This window comes from Micromonospora sp. CPCC 206171 (genome assembly GCF_036906755.1).
GTDB lineage: Bacteria > Actinomycetota > Actinomycetes > Mycobacteriales > Micromonosporaceae > Micromonospora > Micromonospora purpureochromogenes.
In genome coordinates this window covers 382,348-397,960 of the sequence record NZ_JBAKHT010000002.1, presented here as the reverse complement: position 1 = coordinate 397,960, position 15,613 = coordinate 382,348, and the positions used below count along the sequence as shown (strand labels likewise).

The window sequence follows — 15,613 nt, the reverse complement described above, 5'->3', positions numbered from 1 at the left end:
GAGGGTGCCCCGCTCCTTCGTGCCCGGTCCGTCCACTCAGGGCCAACCGGACAGCATGGCGTGAGCGGTCCGTGACGCGCTGCCCGCACCGTCGAGTTGAGACGGTCCGTGGGAAAAGCGCACCCCCGCCCTTGGCGGATCGGCGCATCCGTCGTACGGTATGCCGCAAGTGACCCACGGGAGCCCGGTGCACCGGGCTGAGAGGGGGGCTGAAGCCCCCGACCGTCGAACCTGATCCGGGTAATGCCGGCGCAGGGAGGAGCGTTGCCGTGCCGTCCCTGGGACGACTGCATCTGATCACCGACACCCGGCCGGGGCGTGACCCGCTCGCCGTGCTGCGCGCCGCCCTGCCGGTGGCCCGCGCCGAGCTGGTCGTGCAGGTCCGGGTGGACGACGACGCCACCGACCGGCAGGCGTACGACCTGGCCCGCCGGGTGCTCGCGCTCTGCGCGCCGTACGGGGTGCCGTGCCTGGTCAACGACCGGCTGCACGTGGCGCTCGCGGTCGGCGCCGCCGGGGGCCACGTCGGCGCGGACGACCTGCCGGTCGGGGCGGCCCGCCGGGTGCTCGGCGCCGCCGCCGTGCTCGGCGCCACCGCCCGGGAACCGGTCACCGCCACCGAGGCGGTCGCCGCCGGGGCCAGCTACCTGGGCGTGGGCCCCTGCCACGCCACCACCACGAAGGCCGGCCTGCCGGCCCCGATCGGCCCGGACGGGGTACGCGCCGTCGCCGAGGCCGTCGCCGTGCCGGTGATCGCCATCGGTGGGGTGACCGCCGCGTCGGTGCCGGCGCTGCGGGCCGCCGGGGCGTACGGGGTGGCGGTGGTGGGAGCGCTGTCCGGATCAACGGATCCGGCCCGAGCTACCGCCGAGCTGCTCGGGGCGCTGACGTGCTGACCCGACCGGACGTCGCCGTGGTGGGGGCGGGACCGGTCGGGCTGGCGATCGCCTGGCGCTGCGCCGCGCGGGGGCTGCGCGTCGTCGTGCACGATCCCGCCCCCGGCTCCGGCGCGTCCCACGTGGCCGCCGGGATGCTCGCGCCGGTCGCCGAGGCGTACTTCGGGGAGCACGAGCTGACCGGGCTGCTCACCGAGTCGGCCGCCCGCTGGCCGGGCTTCGCCGCCGAGCTGGCCGAGGCCGCCGGCACCGACTTCGGTCACCGCACCGAGGGCACCCTCGTCGTCGGGCTCACCGGTGACGACCTGGCCGAGGCGCGGCGACTCTGGTCGTACCAGCGGGGGTTGGGGCTGCCGATCACGCCGCTGCGCCCCTCCGAGCTGCGGGACCGCGAGCCGGCGCTGGCGCCGCGGGTGCGCGGCGGCGCGGTCGCGCCCGGCGACCATCAGGTCGACCCCCGGCGGTTGGTGGCCGCGCTGCGGGTGGCGGCCGGGCGGGCCGGGGCGACGCTGGTGCCCGGCGCGGTCGCGCGTCTCACCGACGTGGACGCCCGGGTCACCGTGGTCGCCGCCGGCTGCGGCGCCGCCGCGCTCACCGGCCTGCCGGTCCGGCCGGTGAAGGGGCAGGTGCTCCGACTGCGCGCGCCCGGTCGCGGCACGCCGGACTTCCGGCACGTGATCCGGGGGTACGCCGACGGCGAGTCGGTGTACCTGGTGCCGCGCGCGGACGGCGAGGTGGTCCTCGGGGCGACCGTCGAGGAGCGCGCCGACACCGAGGTGACCGCCGGGGCGGTGCTGCGGCTGCTCCGCGCCGCCGTCGACCTGGTGCCCGACCTCGCCGAGTACGACCTGGTGGAGGCCGCCGCCGGGCTGCGCCCCGGTACGCCGGACAACGCGCCGATCCTGGGGCCGCTGCCCGGCCGGCCCGGTGTGCTGGTCGCCACCGGCCACCACCGGCACGGCATCCTGCTCACCCCGGTCACCGCCGACCTGATCGCCGAGCTGGTGGTCACCGGCGCGGCGGACCCGCTGCTCGCCCCCTTCGCGCCGGACCGGTTCACCGCCGGCGCCGCCGCCCGAGCCGCCGGCCGGGACCGGATCGCACCCACCCCCGAGGAGGAGACGTGCAACTGATCGTCAACGGTGCCGGCCGGGACCTGCCCGGCGGGTCGACCGTGGCGGACCTGGTCCGCGCGGTCACCGAGCAGCGGCGTGGCCTCGCGGTGGCGGTGAACGGTGAGGTGGTGCCCCGCACCGGCTGGCCGGCGACCGTGCTGCGCGACGGCGACCGGGTCGAGGTGCTCAGCGCCGCCCAGGGCGGGTGAGCGGCGTGACGCTCACCATCGGCACCGTCACCCTCTCCTCGCGGCTCATCCTCGGCACCGGCGGCGCGGCCAACCTGCACGTGCTGGAGCAGGCCGTCCGGGCCTCCGGCACCGAGCTGGTCACCGTGGCCCTGCGCCGGGTGGACACCACCCCCGCGGCGGCCGGCGGGCTGCTCGACGTGCTGGACCGGTGCGGGGTGCGGCTGCTGCCGAACACCGCCGGCTGCTACACCGCCGGCGAGGCGGTGAAGGTGGCCCACCTGGCCCGGGAGGCGTTCGACACCGACTGGGTGAAGCTGGAGGTGATCGGCGACGAGCGGACGCTGCTGCCCGACGGGGTGGAGCTGCTGCGCGCCGCCGAGGAACTGGTCGCCGACGGGTTCACCGTGCTGCCGTACACCTCCGACGACCCGATCCTGGCCCGCCGGCTGGCCGACGTGGGCTGCGCCGCGGTGATGCCGGCCGGCGCGCCGATCGGCTCCGGGCTGGGCGTGACCAACCCGCACCACATCCGGCTGATCCGGCAGAGCGTGGCCGTGCCGGTGATCCTCGACGCCGGCATCGGCACCGCCTCCGACGCGGCACTCGCCATGGAGCTGGGCTGCGACGCGGTGCTGCTGGCCAGCGCGGTCACCCGGGCCGCCGACCCGGTGGCGATGGCCACCGCCATGCGGTACGCGGTGGAGGCGGGCCGGCTCGCGTACGGCGCCGGGCGGATCGCCCGCCGCTTCCACGCCCTCGCCTCCACCCCCGACGAGGGAAGGCCCGACCTGTGAGCGCGACGCGGCAGGTGGTCGACGGGCCGCCCGAGGCGGGCGGAGTGCGTGGTCCACGCCCCGCCGGGACGCGCACGGACCCGCGTCGAGCCGGCTCGGGGCGGCTCGCCGCGACCGGACCCGCCCGTCCGGTGGTGCCCTCCGGCCTGGTGCTGCTCACCGACCGGTGGCAGGCCCGGCGGCCGTTGCCGGAGGTGGTCGCGGCGGCGGTGGCCGGGGGAGTGCGCTGGGTGGTGCTGCGCGAGAAGGACCTGCCCCGCGCCGAACGCGCCGCCCTCGCCGCCGCGCTGCGTCCACTCCTCGCCGAGGCCAACGGCACCCTGCTCGTCGCCGGCCCCGATCCCCTGGACGGCGACGCCGTCCACCTGCCGTCGGCCGGCCCCTACCCGCCACCGGCCCTCGGCCTGGTGGGCCGTTCCTGCCACGACCGCGCCGAACTGGCCCGACTCACCACAGAGGACTACGCCACCCTCTCACCCGTCTTCCCCAGCAGAACCAAACCGGGATACGGCCCACCCCTGCAGGCAGCCGGGCTCGCCGAGCTGATCCAGGCCAGCCCCGTACCGATCCTCGCCCTCGGCGGCATCGACACCCCCGACCAGGTGCACGCATGCGTCGAGGCGGGAGCCGTCGGCGTGGCCGTGCTCGGCGCCATCATGCGAGCCGAAGACCCCACCCAGGCAGCCACCACCCTGACCGGGGCCTTCGGAGCAGCCAGCGCCGCCACCACATCAGCGGCGCTCGCGCTCGCCCCGGTGCCGCGAAGCCGGCACGCCCGCGCGGAGGTCTCCGACCCGGGGCTGCGGCCGACCGTGCCCACGCAGGGATCGAGCCCGACCGCCCGGAGTGGGCACGGTCGGCCGCAGCCCCTCACAGCGACAACGAGGATCCCGCACGGTCGGCCGCAGCCCTTCACGCCGACCTCGACGAACTGGGACAGGCGGCGTCCAACAGCGACCCCAGGAGAGAACCAGTGACGCCGACGACCGTCCTCACCATCGCCGGCTCGGACTCCGGCGCCGGCGCCGGCATCCAGGCCGATCTCAAGGTCTTCGCCGCTCTCGGCGCGTACGGGACCAGCGTGATCACGGCCGTCACCGCGCAGAACACCCGGGGCGTCGACGCCGTGCTGCCGTTGCCCCCGCGAACGGTCACCGAGCAGCTCGACAGCGTGCTCGGCGATTTCCGGGTCCGGGCGGTGAAGACCGGGATGCTCGGCACCCCGGCGGTCGCCGACGCCGTGGCCGAGGCGGCGAAGGCGGGCCGGCTGCCGTACCTGGTCGTCGACCCGGTGCTGGTCGCCACCAGTGGACATTCGCTCGGCGTGGTGGAGGCGGTCGAGCGGCTGCTGCCGTACGCGGAGGTGGCGACGCCGAACTGCGCGGAGGCCGCCGCCCTCACCGGACGCCCGGTGACCACGGTGGAGGAGATGGCGGTCGCCGCCGAGGCGATCGCCGCCGGTGGCCCGGCGCACGTGGTGGTGACCGGCGGTGACGTGGACGCCGGCGGCGAGTCGGTCGACGTGCTGTGCGGCGGCGGGACGACCATCCTGCTGCGTGCGCCCCGGGTGCGCACCCGGCACACCCACGGCACCGGCTGCTCGTTCTCGGCGGCGATCGCCGTCCGGCTGGCGGCGGGCGACCCGGTGCCGGTCGCGGTCGCCGCCGCCAAGGAGTACGTCACCCGTGCGCTGACCGGCGCGCGGGACTGGGAACTGGGCGCGGGACGCGGCCCGCTGGACCACTTCGGCTGGTCCTGTTGACCATCAGGGAGGCTGTCATGCAGGCACGTCGCAAGGTCTACGTCGAGGGGTCGCGGCCGGACGTCCGGGTGCCGTTCGCCGAGGTGGAGCTGACCGGGGACAACCCGCCGCTGCGCCGCTACGACACCTCCGGCCCGGGCTCCGATCCGGAGGTGGGGCTGCCGCCGCTGCGCGGGGGGTGGATCGCCGAGCGCGGTGACGTGGCCCCGGTCCGGGGTGCCGGCACGCCGTTGGCCGGGGCGGACGGGAAGCGGCCCACCCAGCTCGCGTACGCCCGCGCCGGGGTCGTCACGCCCGAGATGGAGTTCGTGGCGATCCGGGAGGGGATGGCGCCGGAGTTCGTCCGGGACGAGATCGCCGCCGGCCGCGCGGTGCTGCCGCTCAACGTCAACCACCCGGAGTGCGAGCCGGCGATCATCGGCAAGGCGTTCCTGGTGAAGGTGAACGCCAACATCGGCACCTCCGCGGTCACCTCGTCGGTCGCGGAGGAGGTGGAGAAGCTGACCTGGGCGACCCGGTGGGGCGCCGACACCGTGATGGACCTGTCCACCGGGAAGCGGATCCACGAGACCCGCGAGGCCATCGTGCGCAACTCGCCGGTGCCGATCGGGACCGTGCCGATCTACCAGGCGCTGGAGAAGGTCGGCGGCGACCCGGTGCAGCTGAGCTGGGAGGTGTTCCGGGAGACCGTCGTCGAGCAGGCCGAGCAGGGCGTCGACTACATGACCGTGCACGCCGGGGTGCTGCTGCCGTACGTGCCGCTGGCCGTGGACCGGGTGACCGGGATCGTCTCCCGGGGCGGGTCGATCATGGCGGCCTGGTGCCTGGCGCACCACGAGGAGAACTTCCTCTACACCAACTTCCGGGAGCTGTGCGAGATCCTGGCGCGGTACGACGTGACGTTCTCCCTCGGCGACGGGCTGCGGCCCGGGTCGATCGCGGACGCCAACGACGAGGCCCAGTTCGCCGAGCTGCGGACCCTCGGCGAGCTGACGAAGATCGCCTGGGAGTACGACGTGCAGGTCATGATCGAGGGCCCGGGCCACGTCCCGATGCACAAGATCAAGGAGAACGTGGACCTCCAGCAGGAGTGGTGCCACGAGGCGCCGTTCTACACGCTCGGCCCGCTGACCACGGACATCGCCCCCGCGTACGACCACATCACCTCGGCCATCGGCGCGGCGATGATCGGCATGTTCGGCACCGCGATGCTCTGCTACGTCACCCCGAAGGAGCACCTCGGGCTGCCGGACCGGGACGACGTGAAGGCGGGCGTGATCGCGTACAAGATCGCGGCGCACGCGGCCGACCTGGCCAAGGGCCACCCCGGCGCGCAGGCCTGGGACGACGCGCTGTCCAAGGCCCGGTTCGAGTTCCGCTGGGAGGATCAGTTCAACCTGTCGCTGGACCCGGAGACCGCCCGGTCGTACCACGACGCGACGCTGCCGGCCGAGCCGGCGAAGACCGCGCACTTCTGCTCGATGTGCGGGCCGAAGTTCTGCTCCATGAAGATCACCCAGGAGCTGAAGGACTACGCCGCGCGCGGCATGCAGGACAAGTCCGCGGAGTTCCTCTCCTCCGGCGGCCGGGTGTACCTGCCGATGGCCTGACCCTTGAACCACGCCGGTCCGGCGACGGTGGACCCCGTCGCCGGACCGTTGCGCCTCCTCAGTCCCGGTGGTGCCGGCCGCTGGACCGCAGCGAGCGGCGGCCGCTCTCCGTCTCCGGCTCGTTGTCGGCCAGCGGGCGGCTCAGGCCGGCCACCCAGTCGACGTACTCCTCGTCCTGCGCGGCGAGCGGCTCCGCCTCCGGGCTCTCGGCCGGCGGCTCGGCGCCGCGCGCCTTGTTGCGGCGGAACAGGCTCCGCTTCGGTCGGGACCGGTCGGTCGCCGGCTCCGGCTCGACCTCCGACGGCGGCTCGGCCCCGCGAGGGTCGGCACCGGGCACCTCGGCGGCGGGCAGGTCGATCGACCGGCTCGCCGTACGGGGGGTCTCGGGCCGGGAGTCGTCCGCGTCCCAGCGGAAGGTGACCGGCTTCGGTTCCTCCTCCGGGCCGTGGTCCGGGAAGGGCAGGGCGGCGCGGGGCGGCGCCGGCGCGGGACGGGGAGCGGTGAAGGCGTTCCAGCTCGCCGCGCTGTTCAGGTCGGGCAGTTGGTGCCGGGGGCGGGGCGCCGGGTCTGCGGTCGCGGGAGTGGCACCGGTGGTGGGCGGGTCGTGGCGCGCCGGGTTGCGGTCCGCGCCCGACGGCCGCGCGCTGGACCGGGGAACCGGCGCGTCGCGGAGGTCGTCCCTGGCGGACCCGGCCGAGGGGTACTCGGAGTGGGCCGAGTCGAGTCCTGCCGGGTCGAACCGTGCCGGGTCGGGCGTGGCCGGGCCGGGTCCGGTGGTGCCACGGCCGGCTTCGACGAGCCGGGCTGGGTCGAGTTCCGGCTCGTCGAGGCGGTTCCGGTCGAGTGCCCGATCGAGCCCGGGGCGGTCGAGCCTGGGCCGGTCGAGCGCGCGCTCGGGGTCGTCGGCCGGGGCGGTGTCCGCACCGGAACGGGCGGTGGGGGCCGGAGCGGGGGAGTCGGCCGGCTCGGGGGCGGCTGTCGGGTCCGGCGCGGGGTGGACCGCCCGCTTCGCCGAGCCCTTCCGGTCGGTGACCGCAGCGGCCGAGCCGGCGGCAGCGGCAGGAACGGCGGAGCCGGTGGCGGCAGCCGGGGGACCCGCGTCGGTGGCCGGCGCCGCGTCGCCGGTGGTGGCGAGGGTGGCCGCCACCGGGCGGTCCGATCCGGCGTCGCTGGTCGTGGTGGAGGTGGCCGCCACCGGGTCGTCCGATCCGGCGCCGCTGGCGTTGGTGGCGACCGGCTCCCCCGACCCGGCGGAGCGGGCCTTGCGGGTCCGCTTCGGTCGGGGCCGAGGGGTGACGGTGGTGGGCTCGGCCGGCTCGGTGCGGTCGGTGGTCACTGCCGTCTGCTCGGTGTCGAGCGGCTGCTCGGTCGCGGTGCGGTGAGTGGTGGCTGCCGTCTCCTTGGCGCGGTTCGGCTGCTCGGCCCGGTCCGCTACCTGTGGGACCGCCACAGACCCGACCGCGACCTGCGGTGTGACCTCGGCGTCCGCTGCCGGCGCGTCGGCCGGACCGGCGGCCCGAGCAACCTGGACCGGATCGGCCGCACGCGGCCCGTCGGACGGAACGGCAGCCGGTGCGACCTGGGCCGGGTCGGCTGTCGGTGGCACCTGGATCGGGTCGACCGTTCGCAACCCGTCGGACGGGGCCGGCGCGGATGAACTGCCCACCACCGGCTCCCCGGTGGACACCGCCGGCGGGATCCGGCTGGCCGTACCGTCCCAGTCGGCTCCGTCCCCGACGTCGACCCCGCCGGCCCGCTCCGCCGGCGCCTCCCGGTCCGCCGCGGCGTCCCACGCCGTCGGCTCCACCCGGTGACCGGCGAGGGACGCGCGCTCGTCGGTCGGCGCGGTCGGGCCGGCCGTCCACCGGGACTCCGGCGTACCGCGACGGTTCCGGGGCTGCGGGGCACCCACCGCGCCGGCGGCGTCGGCCTGTGGCGCGCGGCTCGGGCCTGTCGGCAGGTCGCCGTACGGCGGCTCGTCCGGTATCCGGCCGGTCGGCTCCGGCCAGGTCGCCGACGCCGGGTCACCGGCCGGGGCGTCGAGGGCGAAACCGCTGTCCGGGCGCGTACCGGACGGGGTCGGGGTGCCGGGGGTGACCGGCCAGTCCCAGTGCGCCGGGGTCGGCCCGGTCGCCCGGGTCGCGGCCCGGTCGGCGCCGGTCGGCGTGCCGGACGTCGGCAGGGTGCCCGTGCCGGCGGCGCCGGCCAGGTCCGCGGTGGCTGAACCGTCGCCGGCGGCGCTGCTCAGGGCCGGGCTGTCGGGCAGCGGGCGCAGGATGTCGGTCGGCTCGATGGCGTCGTCGGCTCCGGCGGCGTTCCCGGCGGCGTTCCCGGCGGCGGTCGCCGGGAAGAGCGGCCAGCGCAGCAGCGTGGCGGCGGCCGAGCCCAGGGCGCCGGCCGCGACGGCGATCACCGCGCCGTAGTACGGGGCGAGCTGGTAGCGGTCGGCGGAGTCGCCGGGGCCGGCGGTCAGGTAGGCGAAGGCGAGCAGCACCGGGCCGGCCACCCCGGCCGCCCCGCTGACCAGCGGGACGTGCCCGCGCCAGCGGGCCAGCGCACCGGTCGCCGCGCCGGCCAGCAGTGCCACCGCGGGGAGGGTCAGCATGGCCAGCCGCTGCGCCGCGTCCGCGTCCAACCAGGAGGGCTCCAGCACGCCGAGGCGTACGGAGCGCAGCACCCCGGTGGACAGCAGTGCCGGCGCGACGGAGACCAGCGCGATCAGCCAGACCGCGCCGGTCAGCAGGGCGACGTTCCAGCCCAGCGGCGGCCGGAGCAGCACGGCCGAGGCGGCGCCCGCGCCGACCACCGCGCCGACGACCGCGCAGATCCCGACCGCCCAGACCGGGTCGACGGTGCTCAGCTCCGCGGCCCGGGCGGGTTGCATGCAGAGCGGGGCGACGACGGTCGCGCCGAGTGCGGCCGCGCCGGAGACGGCGAGTTGTGCGCCGGTGCCGTCCGACAGCCCGACGCGGCGGGCGAGCCGGACGGTGACCACGGCGCCGACCACGGCGGCGGTCACGGCGAACCAGCCGACCCAGGCGAGCTGGGCCGGCCACCGGTTCACATCCGTGAACGCGCCGTTGAGTCGTACGATCCCGAACCCGTACGCGATGCCGAGCTGACCGGCTCCGGCCAGCACGCTCACCCCGAATGCGGTGAACAGCAGCTTGCCCCACGTCCGAAAGGCCATGTCGCGCACGTTACGGCCCGGTGCCCCCGATCGCCACTGTGGCGCGGCGGGGCGGCTGCCTGGGGTTACTTCAACTCGACGAGACGGGCCAGATACGTGGTGTCGCCGACGTTGGTGAGCATGTGGACCGCGCCCGGATCCCGGTAGACCACCCCGCCGGTGGGCTCGTCGGCGTCGATCCGGGTGCCGTCGATCGTCTGCACCACGTTCTTCGCCCCCTGGACGGCCACCACCAGGTACGGGTGGTCGTGCCGGTGCAGCGGCTGCCGCTCACCCGGCTCCAGGCGGATGTGCCACACCCGTACCCGCTCGTTCTCGAAGACGATCTCCTGGCCCACCGGGCCGAGTTCCGTACCGTCGACCACGTCGGTCATCGCGTTCCGTTCAGTTGGGGGAGCACCTCGGCGGCGATGAGCTCCAGGTGGTCGAGGTCGTCGAGTTCGATCAGGCGCAGGTGGACCCGGGTGGCGCCGATCGCGGCGAACTCGCCGAGCCGGTCGACGAGTTGCGCGGGGGAGCCGACCACCGGGTCCTCCGGCGGCAGGGCGCTCTTGACGTGCAGCGGCTCCGCCCGGCGGCGGGCCTCGGCGTCGGTCCGCCCGATCGCCACCACCACGCCGGCGGAGAGCACCAGCGGGGCCCGCCCCGACTCGGCACGCCCGGTCCGGTCGCACGCCTCGCGGACCCGCTCGTACGCGCCGGCGGTCTCCTCCACCGACGTGAAGGGCATGTTGAACTCGTCGGCGTACCGGGCGGCCAGTTCGGGGGTGCGCTTCGGGCCGCGCCCGCCGACGATCACCGGCGGACCGGGCCGTTGCACGGGCTTGGGCAGCGCGGGCGCGTCCACCAGCCGGTAGTGGTCGCCGAGGTGGGTGTAGGTGTCGCCGACCGGGGTCCGCCACAGCCCGGTGATGATCTCCAGCTGTTCGGCCAGCCGGTCGAAGCGCTCACCCACGGCCGGGAACGGGATGCCGTACGAGGTGTGCTCACGCTCGTACCAGCCGGCGCCGATCCCCAGCTCGACCCGGCCGCCGCTCATCTGGTCCACCTGGGCCACCATCACGGCCAGCGGCCCGGGCAGCCGGAAGGTGGCCGAGGTGACCAGCGTCCCGAGCCGGATCCGGGTGGTCTCCCGGGCCAGCGCGGCGAGGGTCAGCCAGGCGTCGGTCGGACCGGGCAACCCCGGCTCGTCGCCCATCGCCTGGTAGTGGTCGGCCCGCAGGAACCCGTCGAAGCCGCCCGCTTCCACCAGCCGGGCGAACCGGAGCTGGTCGTCGTAGCTGGCACCGCGGTGCGGCTCGACGAAGACGGCCACCCGCATGCTCATCGGCCCTCCGCCACGGCCGGCGTCTCGCGTTCCATCAGCAGTTCGTGCAGTTCGGCGCTGACCCGGGCGACGTCGGCCAGGTGGGCGTTGCGGCCGAGGGTGCGCGGTCGGGGGATGGTCACCTCGACGATCCTGCGGATCCGCCCCGGGCGGGGGCTGAGCACGACCACCCGGTCGGCCAGCAGCACCGCCTCGTCGATGGAGTGGGTGACGAAGGCGACGGTGGCTCCGGTCTCCATGTGCACGCGTTGCAGTTCGCCGGAGAGTTCCTCGCGGGTGAGCGCGTCCAGGGCGGAGAAGGGCTCGTCCATCAGCATCACCCGCGGCTCGCCGATCAGCGACCGGCAGAGCGACACCCGCTGCTGCATGCCGCCGGAGAGCTCGTGCGGCAGCCGCTTCTCGAAGCCGCCGAGGCCGGCCATCTCCAGCAGCTGGCGGGCCCGGTCGCGGTGCTTCGCCCGGCTCCAGCCGAAGATCTCCACCGGCAGCAGGACGTTGTCCAGCACCGTGCGCCAGGGGAGCAGGGCGGGGCGCTGGAAGAGCATCGCGATGTCCTGGCGGGGCCGGGTGACCGCCGTGCCGCCCACGGTGATCTCGCCGCTGGTCACCGGCAGCAGCCCGGCGACCATGCGCAGCAGGGTGGACTTTCCGCAGCCGGAGCGGCCCAGCACCGCGACGAACTCGCCCTCGGCGACCGTCAGGTCGATGCCGCGCAGCGCCTCGACCCGGCCGGAGCGGCCGTCGAAGGTACGCGACACCTCGGCGAGTCGGATCATGTCCGGCGGGCCTCCCCTGAGTGGGCGGTCAGGAATCCGACAAAGGCTATCGGGCGTGTGGCACTTGCCAACAGTCCGGGGTGGACGCTCAGTTGTTTCCGTTCCGCAACCCGGTGCGACTGGTGTCGTGACGGTGGGTCTCTCGTACGCTGTGCCCGCGAAGAGTCCCTTCACGACGGTGGCGTCGGCTCCCCCCTTCACGCCGAAACCGCCGGACCGACAACCCCTCCGGGTGGCATGACCCGGTCGGAAAGGACATGGTGCACTGATGAGAAGGCTGACCCGTACGGTCGCCGCGGCCGCCCTGGCCACCGCCCTCGCCCTGGTCTCCGCGTGCAGCAGCGGCTCGGACGACTCCGACGCCAAGGGCGGTGACGGCAAGGCGTTGGAGAAGGTGACCTACCTGACCTCCTTCGGCAACTTCGGCCGTGACTCGTACGCCTGGGTGGCGAAGGAGAAGGGCTTCTTCAAGGAGGCCGGCTTCGACGTGGAGATCAAGCCGGGCCAGGGCACCGGCTCGGTCATCCAGACCGTCGTCGGCGGTCAGGCCGACTTCGGCCCGATCGACCTGACCGGTGGCCTGCTCCAGCTCGGCAACGGCGCCGCCAAGGACTTCGTGGCGGTGGCGGCCATCCAGCAGCGCACCATGGCCGCCGTGGTCACCGTCGAGGGCAAGAACATCGCCACGCCGAAGGACCTGGAGGGCAAGAAGCTCGCCGACACCCCCACCTCCGTGGTCCGCCAGCTCTTCCCGACGTACGCCCGCCTCGCCGGCGTCGACGCCAGCAAGGTGACCTGGGTCAACGGTGAGGCACAGACCCTGATGGGCACCCTGGCCTCCGGCACGGTCGACGGCATCGGCCAGTTCGTGGTCGGCCAGCCCACCGTCGAGGCGGTGACCAAGAAGAAGCCGGTCGTCCTGCCGTACAGCGAGGTCATGCAGGACCTCTACGGCAACGCCCTGATCACCTCGACCAAGCTGGCCAAGGAGAAGCCGGAGATGGTCAAGCGGTTCACCGCCGCACTGCTCAAGGGCCTGGAGTACGCCCTGGGCAACCCGCAGGAGGCCGCCGAGCTGCTGAAGAAGAACGTCCCGGCGACCAATCCGGCCGCGGCCGCCGCCGAGCTCCAGCTGATGGCCGGGTACGTCCGGTCCAGCAACTCCGGCACCGCCATCGGCACCCTGGACAACGAGCGGGTCGCCAAGAGCATCGCGCTGCTCCAGGGCGCCGGCGCGCTCAAGCAGAACATCACCCCGGACCAGATCATCGACTTCAGCCTGACGCCGAAGGCCTGATCGACACCGACCGTGCCACGGGGGTGCGGTCACCGGGACAGCGACCGGTGACCGCACCCCCGTGCCCGTGCCGGCCCCCGGCCGGCAGGAGAGGATGGGACACGTGACGCAGATCCGTACCCGCTCCGGAGCGGGGGAGGCGGAGCGCGACACGGGCGCCGCGGCCGACGCGCCCGGGGTGGCGACCCCGACCACGCCACCGGCCGCCGCGGCATCGCGGCGCCCGGGGGTACGCCCGGCGACGGTCGGCCTGCCGCTGCTCGGCCTGGTGATCGCGGTGACCGTCTGGTGGCTGGTCACCTCGGGGCTGAAGCTGGTCCATCCGGCGTCCCTGCCGCCACCGCAGGACGTCTGGGCGGCGCTGACCGCGGCCGCCGACGTGCTGCTGCCGGCGCTGGGGATCACCACGCTGATGACGCTGGTGGGCTTCGTGCTCTCCGCCGCCGCCGGGGTGCTGATCGGGATGGCGCTGGCCGCCTCCCGGCGGGCCGAGCGGATGTTCGCGCCGCTGCTGGTGGCGGTCAACGCGGTCCCGAAGATCGCCCTCGGGCCGCTGCTGGTGGTCTCGGTCGGCTGGGGCGAGAAGCCGATCCTGACCATGGTCTTCCTGCTCTGCTTCTTCCCGATCGTGCTCTCCACCGCGACCGGGCTCACCACCACCCCGGCGGACCTGGCCGAGCTGGCCCGGTCGCTGAACGCCTCGTGGTGGCAGGCGTTCCGCAAGGTGCGCTTCCCGGCCGCGCTGCCGCAGATCTTCGTCGGGCTGAAGGTGGCGATGCCGCTGGCCGCCATCGGCGCGGTGATCGGCGAGTTCTACTCCGACAAGCCGGGCCTCGGCTACCAGATCCTGCAGTACAACGGCATCGGGGACACCGCCACCGCCTGGGCGGCGATCGTGCTCATCGCGGCGATGAGCATCCTGCTCTACGCCGCCCTCTCCCTGGTCGAGCGCCTCGCCCTGCCCTGGGTACGGGCCACCACCAGCGCCCGCTGACCCGCGTCGACCGTTGACCACGACGTCAACCGTTGGAGTTGCGAGATCGCCCGAGGTGTGGCCCACCGTCCCCGGCGCAGGGCTCAAGCCTGACCGCCCGGAGCCGGGGACCGGTGGGCCACACCGCCCCTCAGCCCGCCAGCCGCCAGCGCCCACCCCGGGCGACCAGCGTCGTCAACGCCTGGGGCATCAGCCCGGAGTGGTTGTCCGGCGTCATCCGGATCGGCCCGGACAGCCCGTCCATCTGGGACGTCTCCAGCACGTCCCGGATGCCGTCCCGGTTGACCTGGTCGGCCGGGCCGCCGGCCCGCAGCGCGGCGTCGGCGATCAGCTGGACCGCGTCGGCGGCGAAGGACGAGAAGCCGTTGTAGCCGCCGAACCGGGCGGTGTAGTCCTGGAACCACTGCCGCCGGGCGGCCTTGGCCGGGGTGGTGGCGATGACGTCGTCGATCACCATGGTCTGGGTGAAGATCAGGGTGGCCCGCTCGGTGGACCGGGCGGCGTTGCCGAGGAAGAGGTCGCCGGCGGCGGCCGCGTCGAGGAAGAGCGACCCGGAGAAGCCCGCCTCCTGCGCGGTGGTCGCGGCGAGGGAGGCCTGCTCCGGCGGGGTCCAGAGCAGCAGCGCCTGCGCCTCGCCGGAGGTGAGCAGGCGGACCGGCTGGCTGACGTCGGTGTCGGTGGTGCGCACCGCCTCGTTGCGGACCAGCCGGATCTTGGCCTTGTCGAACTCGCCGCGCAGTGCGGTCAGGCCCTCCCGGCCGTAGTCGTCGTCGCTGTGCAGCACGGCGACCTTACGGATGCCCTTTCGGCGCAGTTCCGTGGTGAGCGCCGCGGCGCTGTCGGCGGCGTTGGGGGCCAGTTTGAAGACGTACCGCCGCTCGGCGACCGGGGTGGAGATCGCGCTGGACGGGGCGAGCGCGATGGTGGGGATCTTCTTCTCGTTGATGGTGAGGACGGCGCCGACGGCGCATTCGTTGCAACCGCCCATGATGATCCCGCTCACCTTGGAATCGCCGCTGAAGTCGGTGATGTTCCGCAGTGACTCACTGGCGTCGGAACGGTTGTCCTTCACCTGGAGCCGGATCTTTCGGCTGCCCAGGGCGCCGGACCTGTTCAGCTGCTCGATCTTCAGTTCCAGCGCGCGCTGGTACGCCTTGCCGACCGGGGCCGCCGCGCCGGAGAGTTCGAGGTCCGCGGCGATGACGATGGGGCTGGTGTCCTCCTGCCCCGCCCCGAACGAACAGCCGGTGAGCGTGGTGGCCAGTACGGCCGATGCGAGCGCCACGATGGTCGCGGAGCGGATGGGGCTCAACTCAGTCCTCCAGGTGCGGCGCGGGCGCTGCCCGGTCACCGCCGCTAGTCCGTCCTCAGTGGAGATACGGGATTGTCTGCCGTACGGTGTGCGCGAAGCCTGCAAAACCTTGCCAATGCCGGGCTCCGCGGTCAAGCGCGGGGGCCCGATGTGGTTTCGGGACGGCTTTCCCACATGTTGGGGTAATCAGATATTTACCGACGCTCACTTCGGCGAGGCGATCGGCCACTCTGGAGTGAGAATGCCTGTTCAGAGCGTGGGCGACAATGAGGCCAAAGGGCGACGAGGCCGCCGGTTGACCGTTTCCTGCCGCACTGCGGCTTCCCAAACGCGATCTTCTCTGATGAAA

Annotated in this window: 13 protein-coding genes, 1 pseudogene and 1 riboswitch; of the genes and pseudogenes, 9 read left to right on the top strand and 5 right to left on the bottom strand. The window is 74.4% G+C overall.

Features of this window, described 5'->3' with window-relative positions; genetic code table 11:
- Positions 1-166 precede the first annotated feature (166 nt).
- Positions 167-275, top strand: a riboswitch (TPP riboswitch).
- The 7 genes and pseudogenes from thiE (at position 270) to thiC (ending at position 6,368) form a co-directional block, all read left to right on the top strand.
- Positions 270-896 carry a thiamine phosphate synthase gene (gene thiE / locus V6U89_RS04545; protein ID WP_334569326.1) on the top strand — a complete coding sequence of 209 codons (627 nt, stop codon included), beginning with the start codon at positions 270-272 and terminating at the stop codon, positions 894-896. (Overlaps the previous riboswitch by 6 nt.)
- The gene (gene thiO, locus V6U89_RS04540) at positions 890-2,029 is read left to right on the top strand and encodes a glycine oxidase ThiO (protein ID WP_334569324.1); all 1,140 of its coding nucleotides are present in this window, start codon (positions 890-892) and stop codon (positions 2,027-2,029) included. The genes thiE and thiO overlap by 7 nt, the downstream gene beginning before the upstream one ends.
- On the top strand, positions 2,020-2,220 hold the full coding sequence (gene thiS, locus V6U89_RS04535) for a sulfur carrier protein ThiS (protein ID WP_088960276.1): 201 nt from the start codon (positions 2,020-2,022) through the stop codon (positions 2,218-2,220). Before thiO ends, thiS begins: the two co-directional genes overlap by 10 nt.
- The gene (locus V6U89_RS04530) at positions 2,217-2,996 is read left to right on the top strand and encodes a thiazole synthase (protein ID WP_334569323.1); all 780 of its coding nucleotides are present in this window, start codon (positions 2,217-2,219) and stop codon (positions 2,994-2,996) included. The genes thiS and V6U89_RS04530 overlap by 4 nt, the downstream gene beginning before the upstream one ends.
- Before the next feature lie 131 nt (positions 2,997-3,127).
- Positions 3,128-3,721, top strand: a pseudogene (locus tag V6U89_RS04525) (thiamine phosphate synthase); the annotation flags it as partial.
- A gap of 248 nt (positions 3,722-3,969) precedes the next feature.
- Positions 3,970-4,758: a bifunctional hydroxymethylpyrimidine kinase/phosphomethylpyrimidine kinase gene (gene thiD, locus V6U89_RS04520; protein ID WP_334569322.1), complete on the top strand. Its 789-nt coding sequence runs from the start codon at positions 3,970-3,972 to the stop codon at positions 4,756-4,758.
- A 17-nt stretch (positions 4,759-4,775) separates the two neighbouring features.
- Positions 4,776-6,368, top strand: coding sequence for a phosphomethylpyrimidine synthase ThiC (thiC, locus tag V6U89_RS04515; protein ID WP_334569321.1), 1,593 nt, complete (start codon positions 4,776-4,778; stop codon positions 6,366-6,368).
- 58 nt (positions 6,369-6,426) lie between these two features.
- On the opposite strand, the gene V6U89_RS04510 is transcribed toward thiC, so the two are convergent.
- The 4 genes from V6U89_RS04510 to V6U89_RS04495 all read right to left on the bottom strand — a co-directional run bounded on the left by V6U89_RS04510 (position 6,427) and on the right by V6U89_RS04495 (position 11,661).
- Positions 6,427-9,558: a hypothetical protein gene (locus V6U89_RS04510; protein ID WP_334569320.1), complete on the bottom strand. Its 3,132-nt coding sequence runs from the start codon at positions 9,556-9,558 to the stop codon at positions 6,427-6,429.
- 65 nt (positions 9,559-9,623) lie between these two features.
- Positions 9,624-9,932, bottom strand: coding sequence for a cupin (locus V6U89_RS04505; RefSeq protein ID WP_154941843.1), 309 nt, complete (start codon positions 9,930-9,932; stop codon positions 9,624-9,626).
- Entirely contained in the window at positions 9,929-10,879 is a 951-nt protein-coding gene (locus tag V6U89_RS04500) for an LLM class F420-dependent oxidoreductase (protein WP_334569431.1), read from the bottom strand. Before V6U89_RS04500 ends, V6U89_RS04505 begins: the two co-directional genes overlap by 4 nt.
- A 2-nt stretch (positions 10,880-10,881) precedes the next feature.
- On the bottom strand, positions 10,882-11,661 hold the full coding sequence (locus V6U89_RS04495; RefSeq protein WP_334569318.1) for an ABC transporter ATP-binding protein: 780 nt from the start codon (positions 11,659-11,661) through the stop codon (positions 10,882-10,884).
- 268 nt (positions 11,662-11,929) lie between these two features.
- On the opposite strand from V6U89_RS04495, the gene V6U89_RS04490 reads away from it, so the two are divergent.
- Positions 11,930-12,958, top strand: a complete 1,029-nt coding sequence (locus tag V6U89_RS04490; RefSeq protein ID WP_334569315.1) for an ABC transporter substrate-binding protein — start codon at positions 11,930-11,932, stop codon at positions 12,956-12,958.
- Between the two features lie 103 nt (positions 12,959-13,061).
- On the top strand, positions 13,062-13,952 hold the full coding sequence (locus V6U89_RS04485; protein WP_442933860.1) for an ABC transporter permease: 891 nt from the start codon (positions 13,062-13,064) through the stop codon (positions 13,950-13,952).
- A gap of 130 nt (positions 13,953-14,082) precedes the next feature.
- Here V6U89_RS04485 and V6U89_RS04480 read toward each other — a convergent pair whose 3' ends face one another.
- On the bottom strand, positions 14,083-15,264 hold the full coding sequence (locus V6U89_RS04480; RefSeq protein WP_334569312.1) for an ABC transporter substrate-binding protein: 1,182 nt from the start codon (positions 15,262-15,264) through the stop codon (positions 14,083-14,085).
- Positions 15,265-15,613 lie beyond the last annotated feature (349 nt).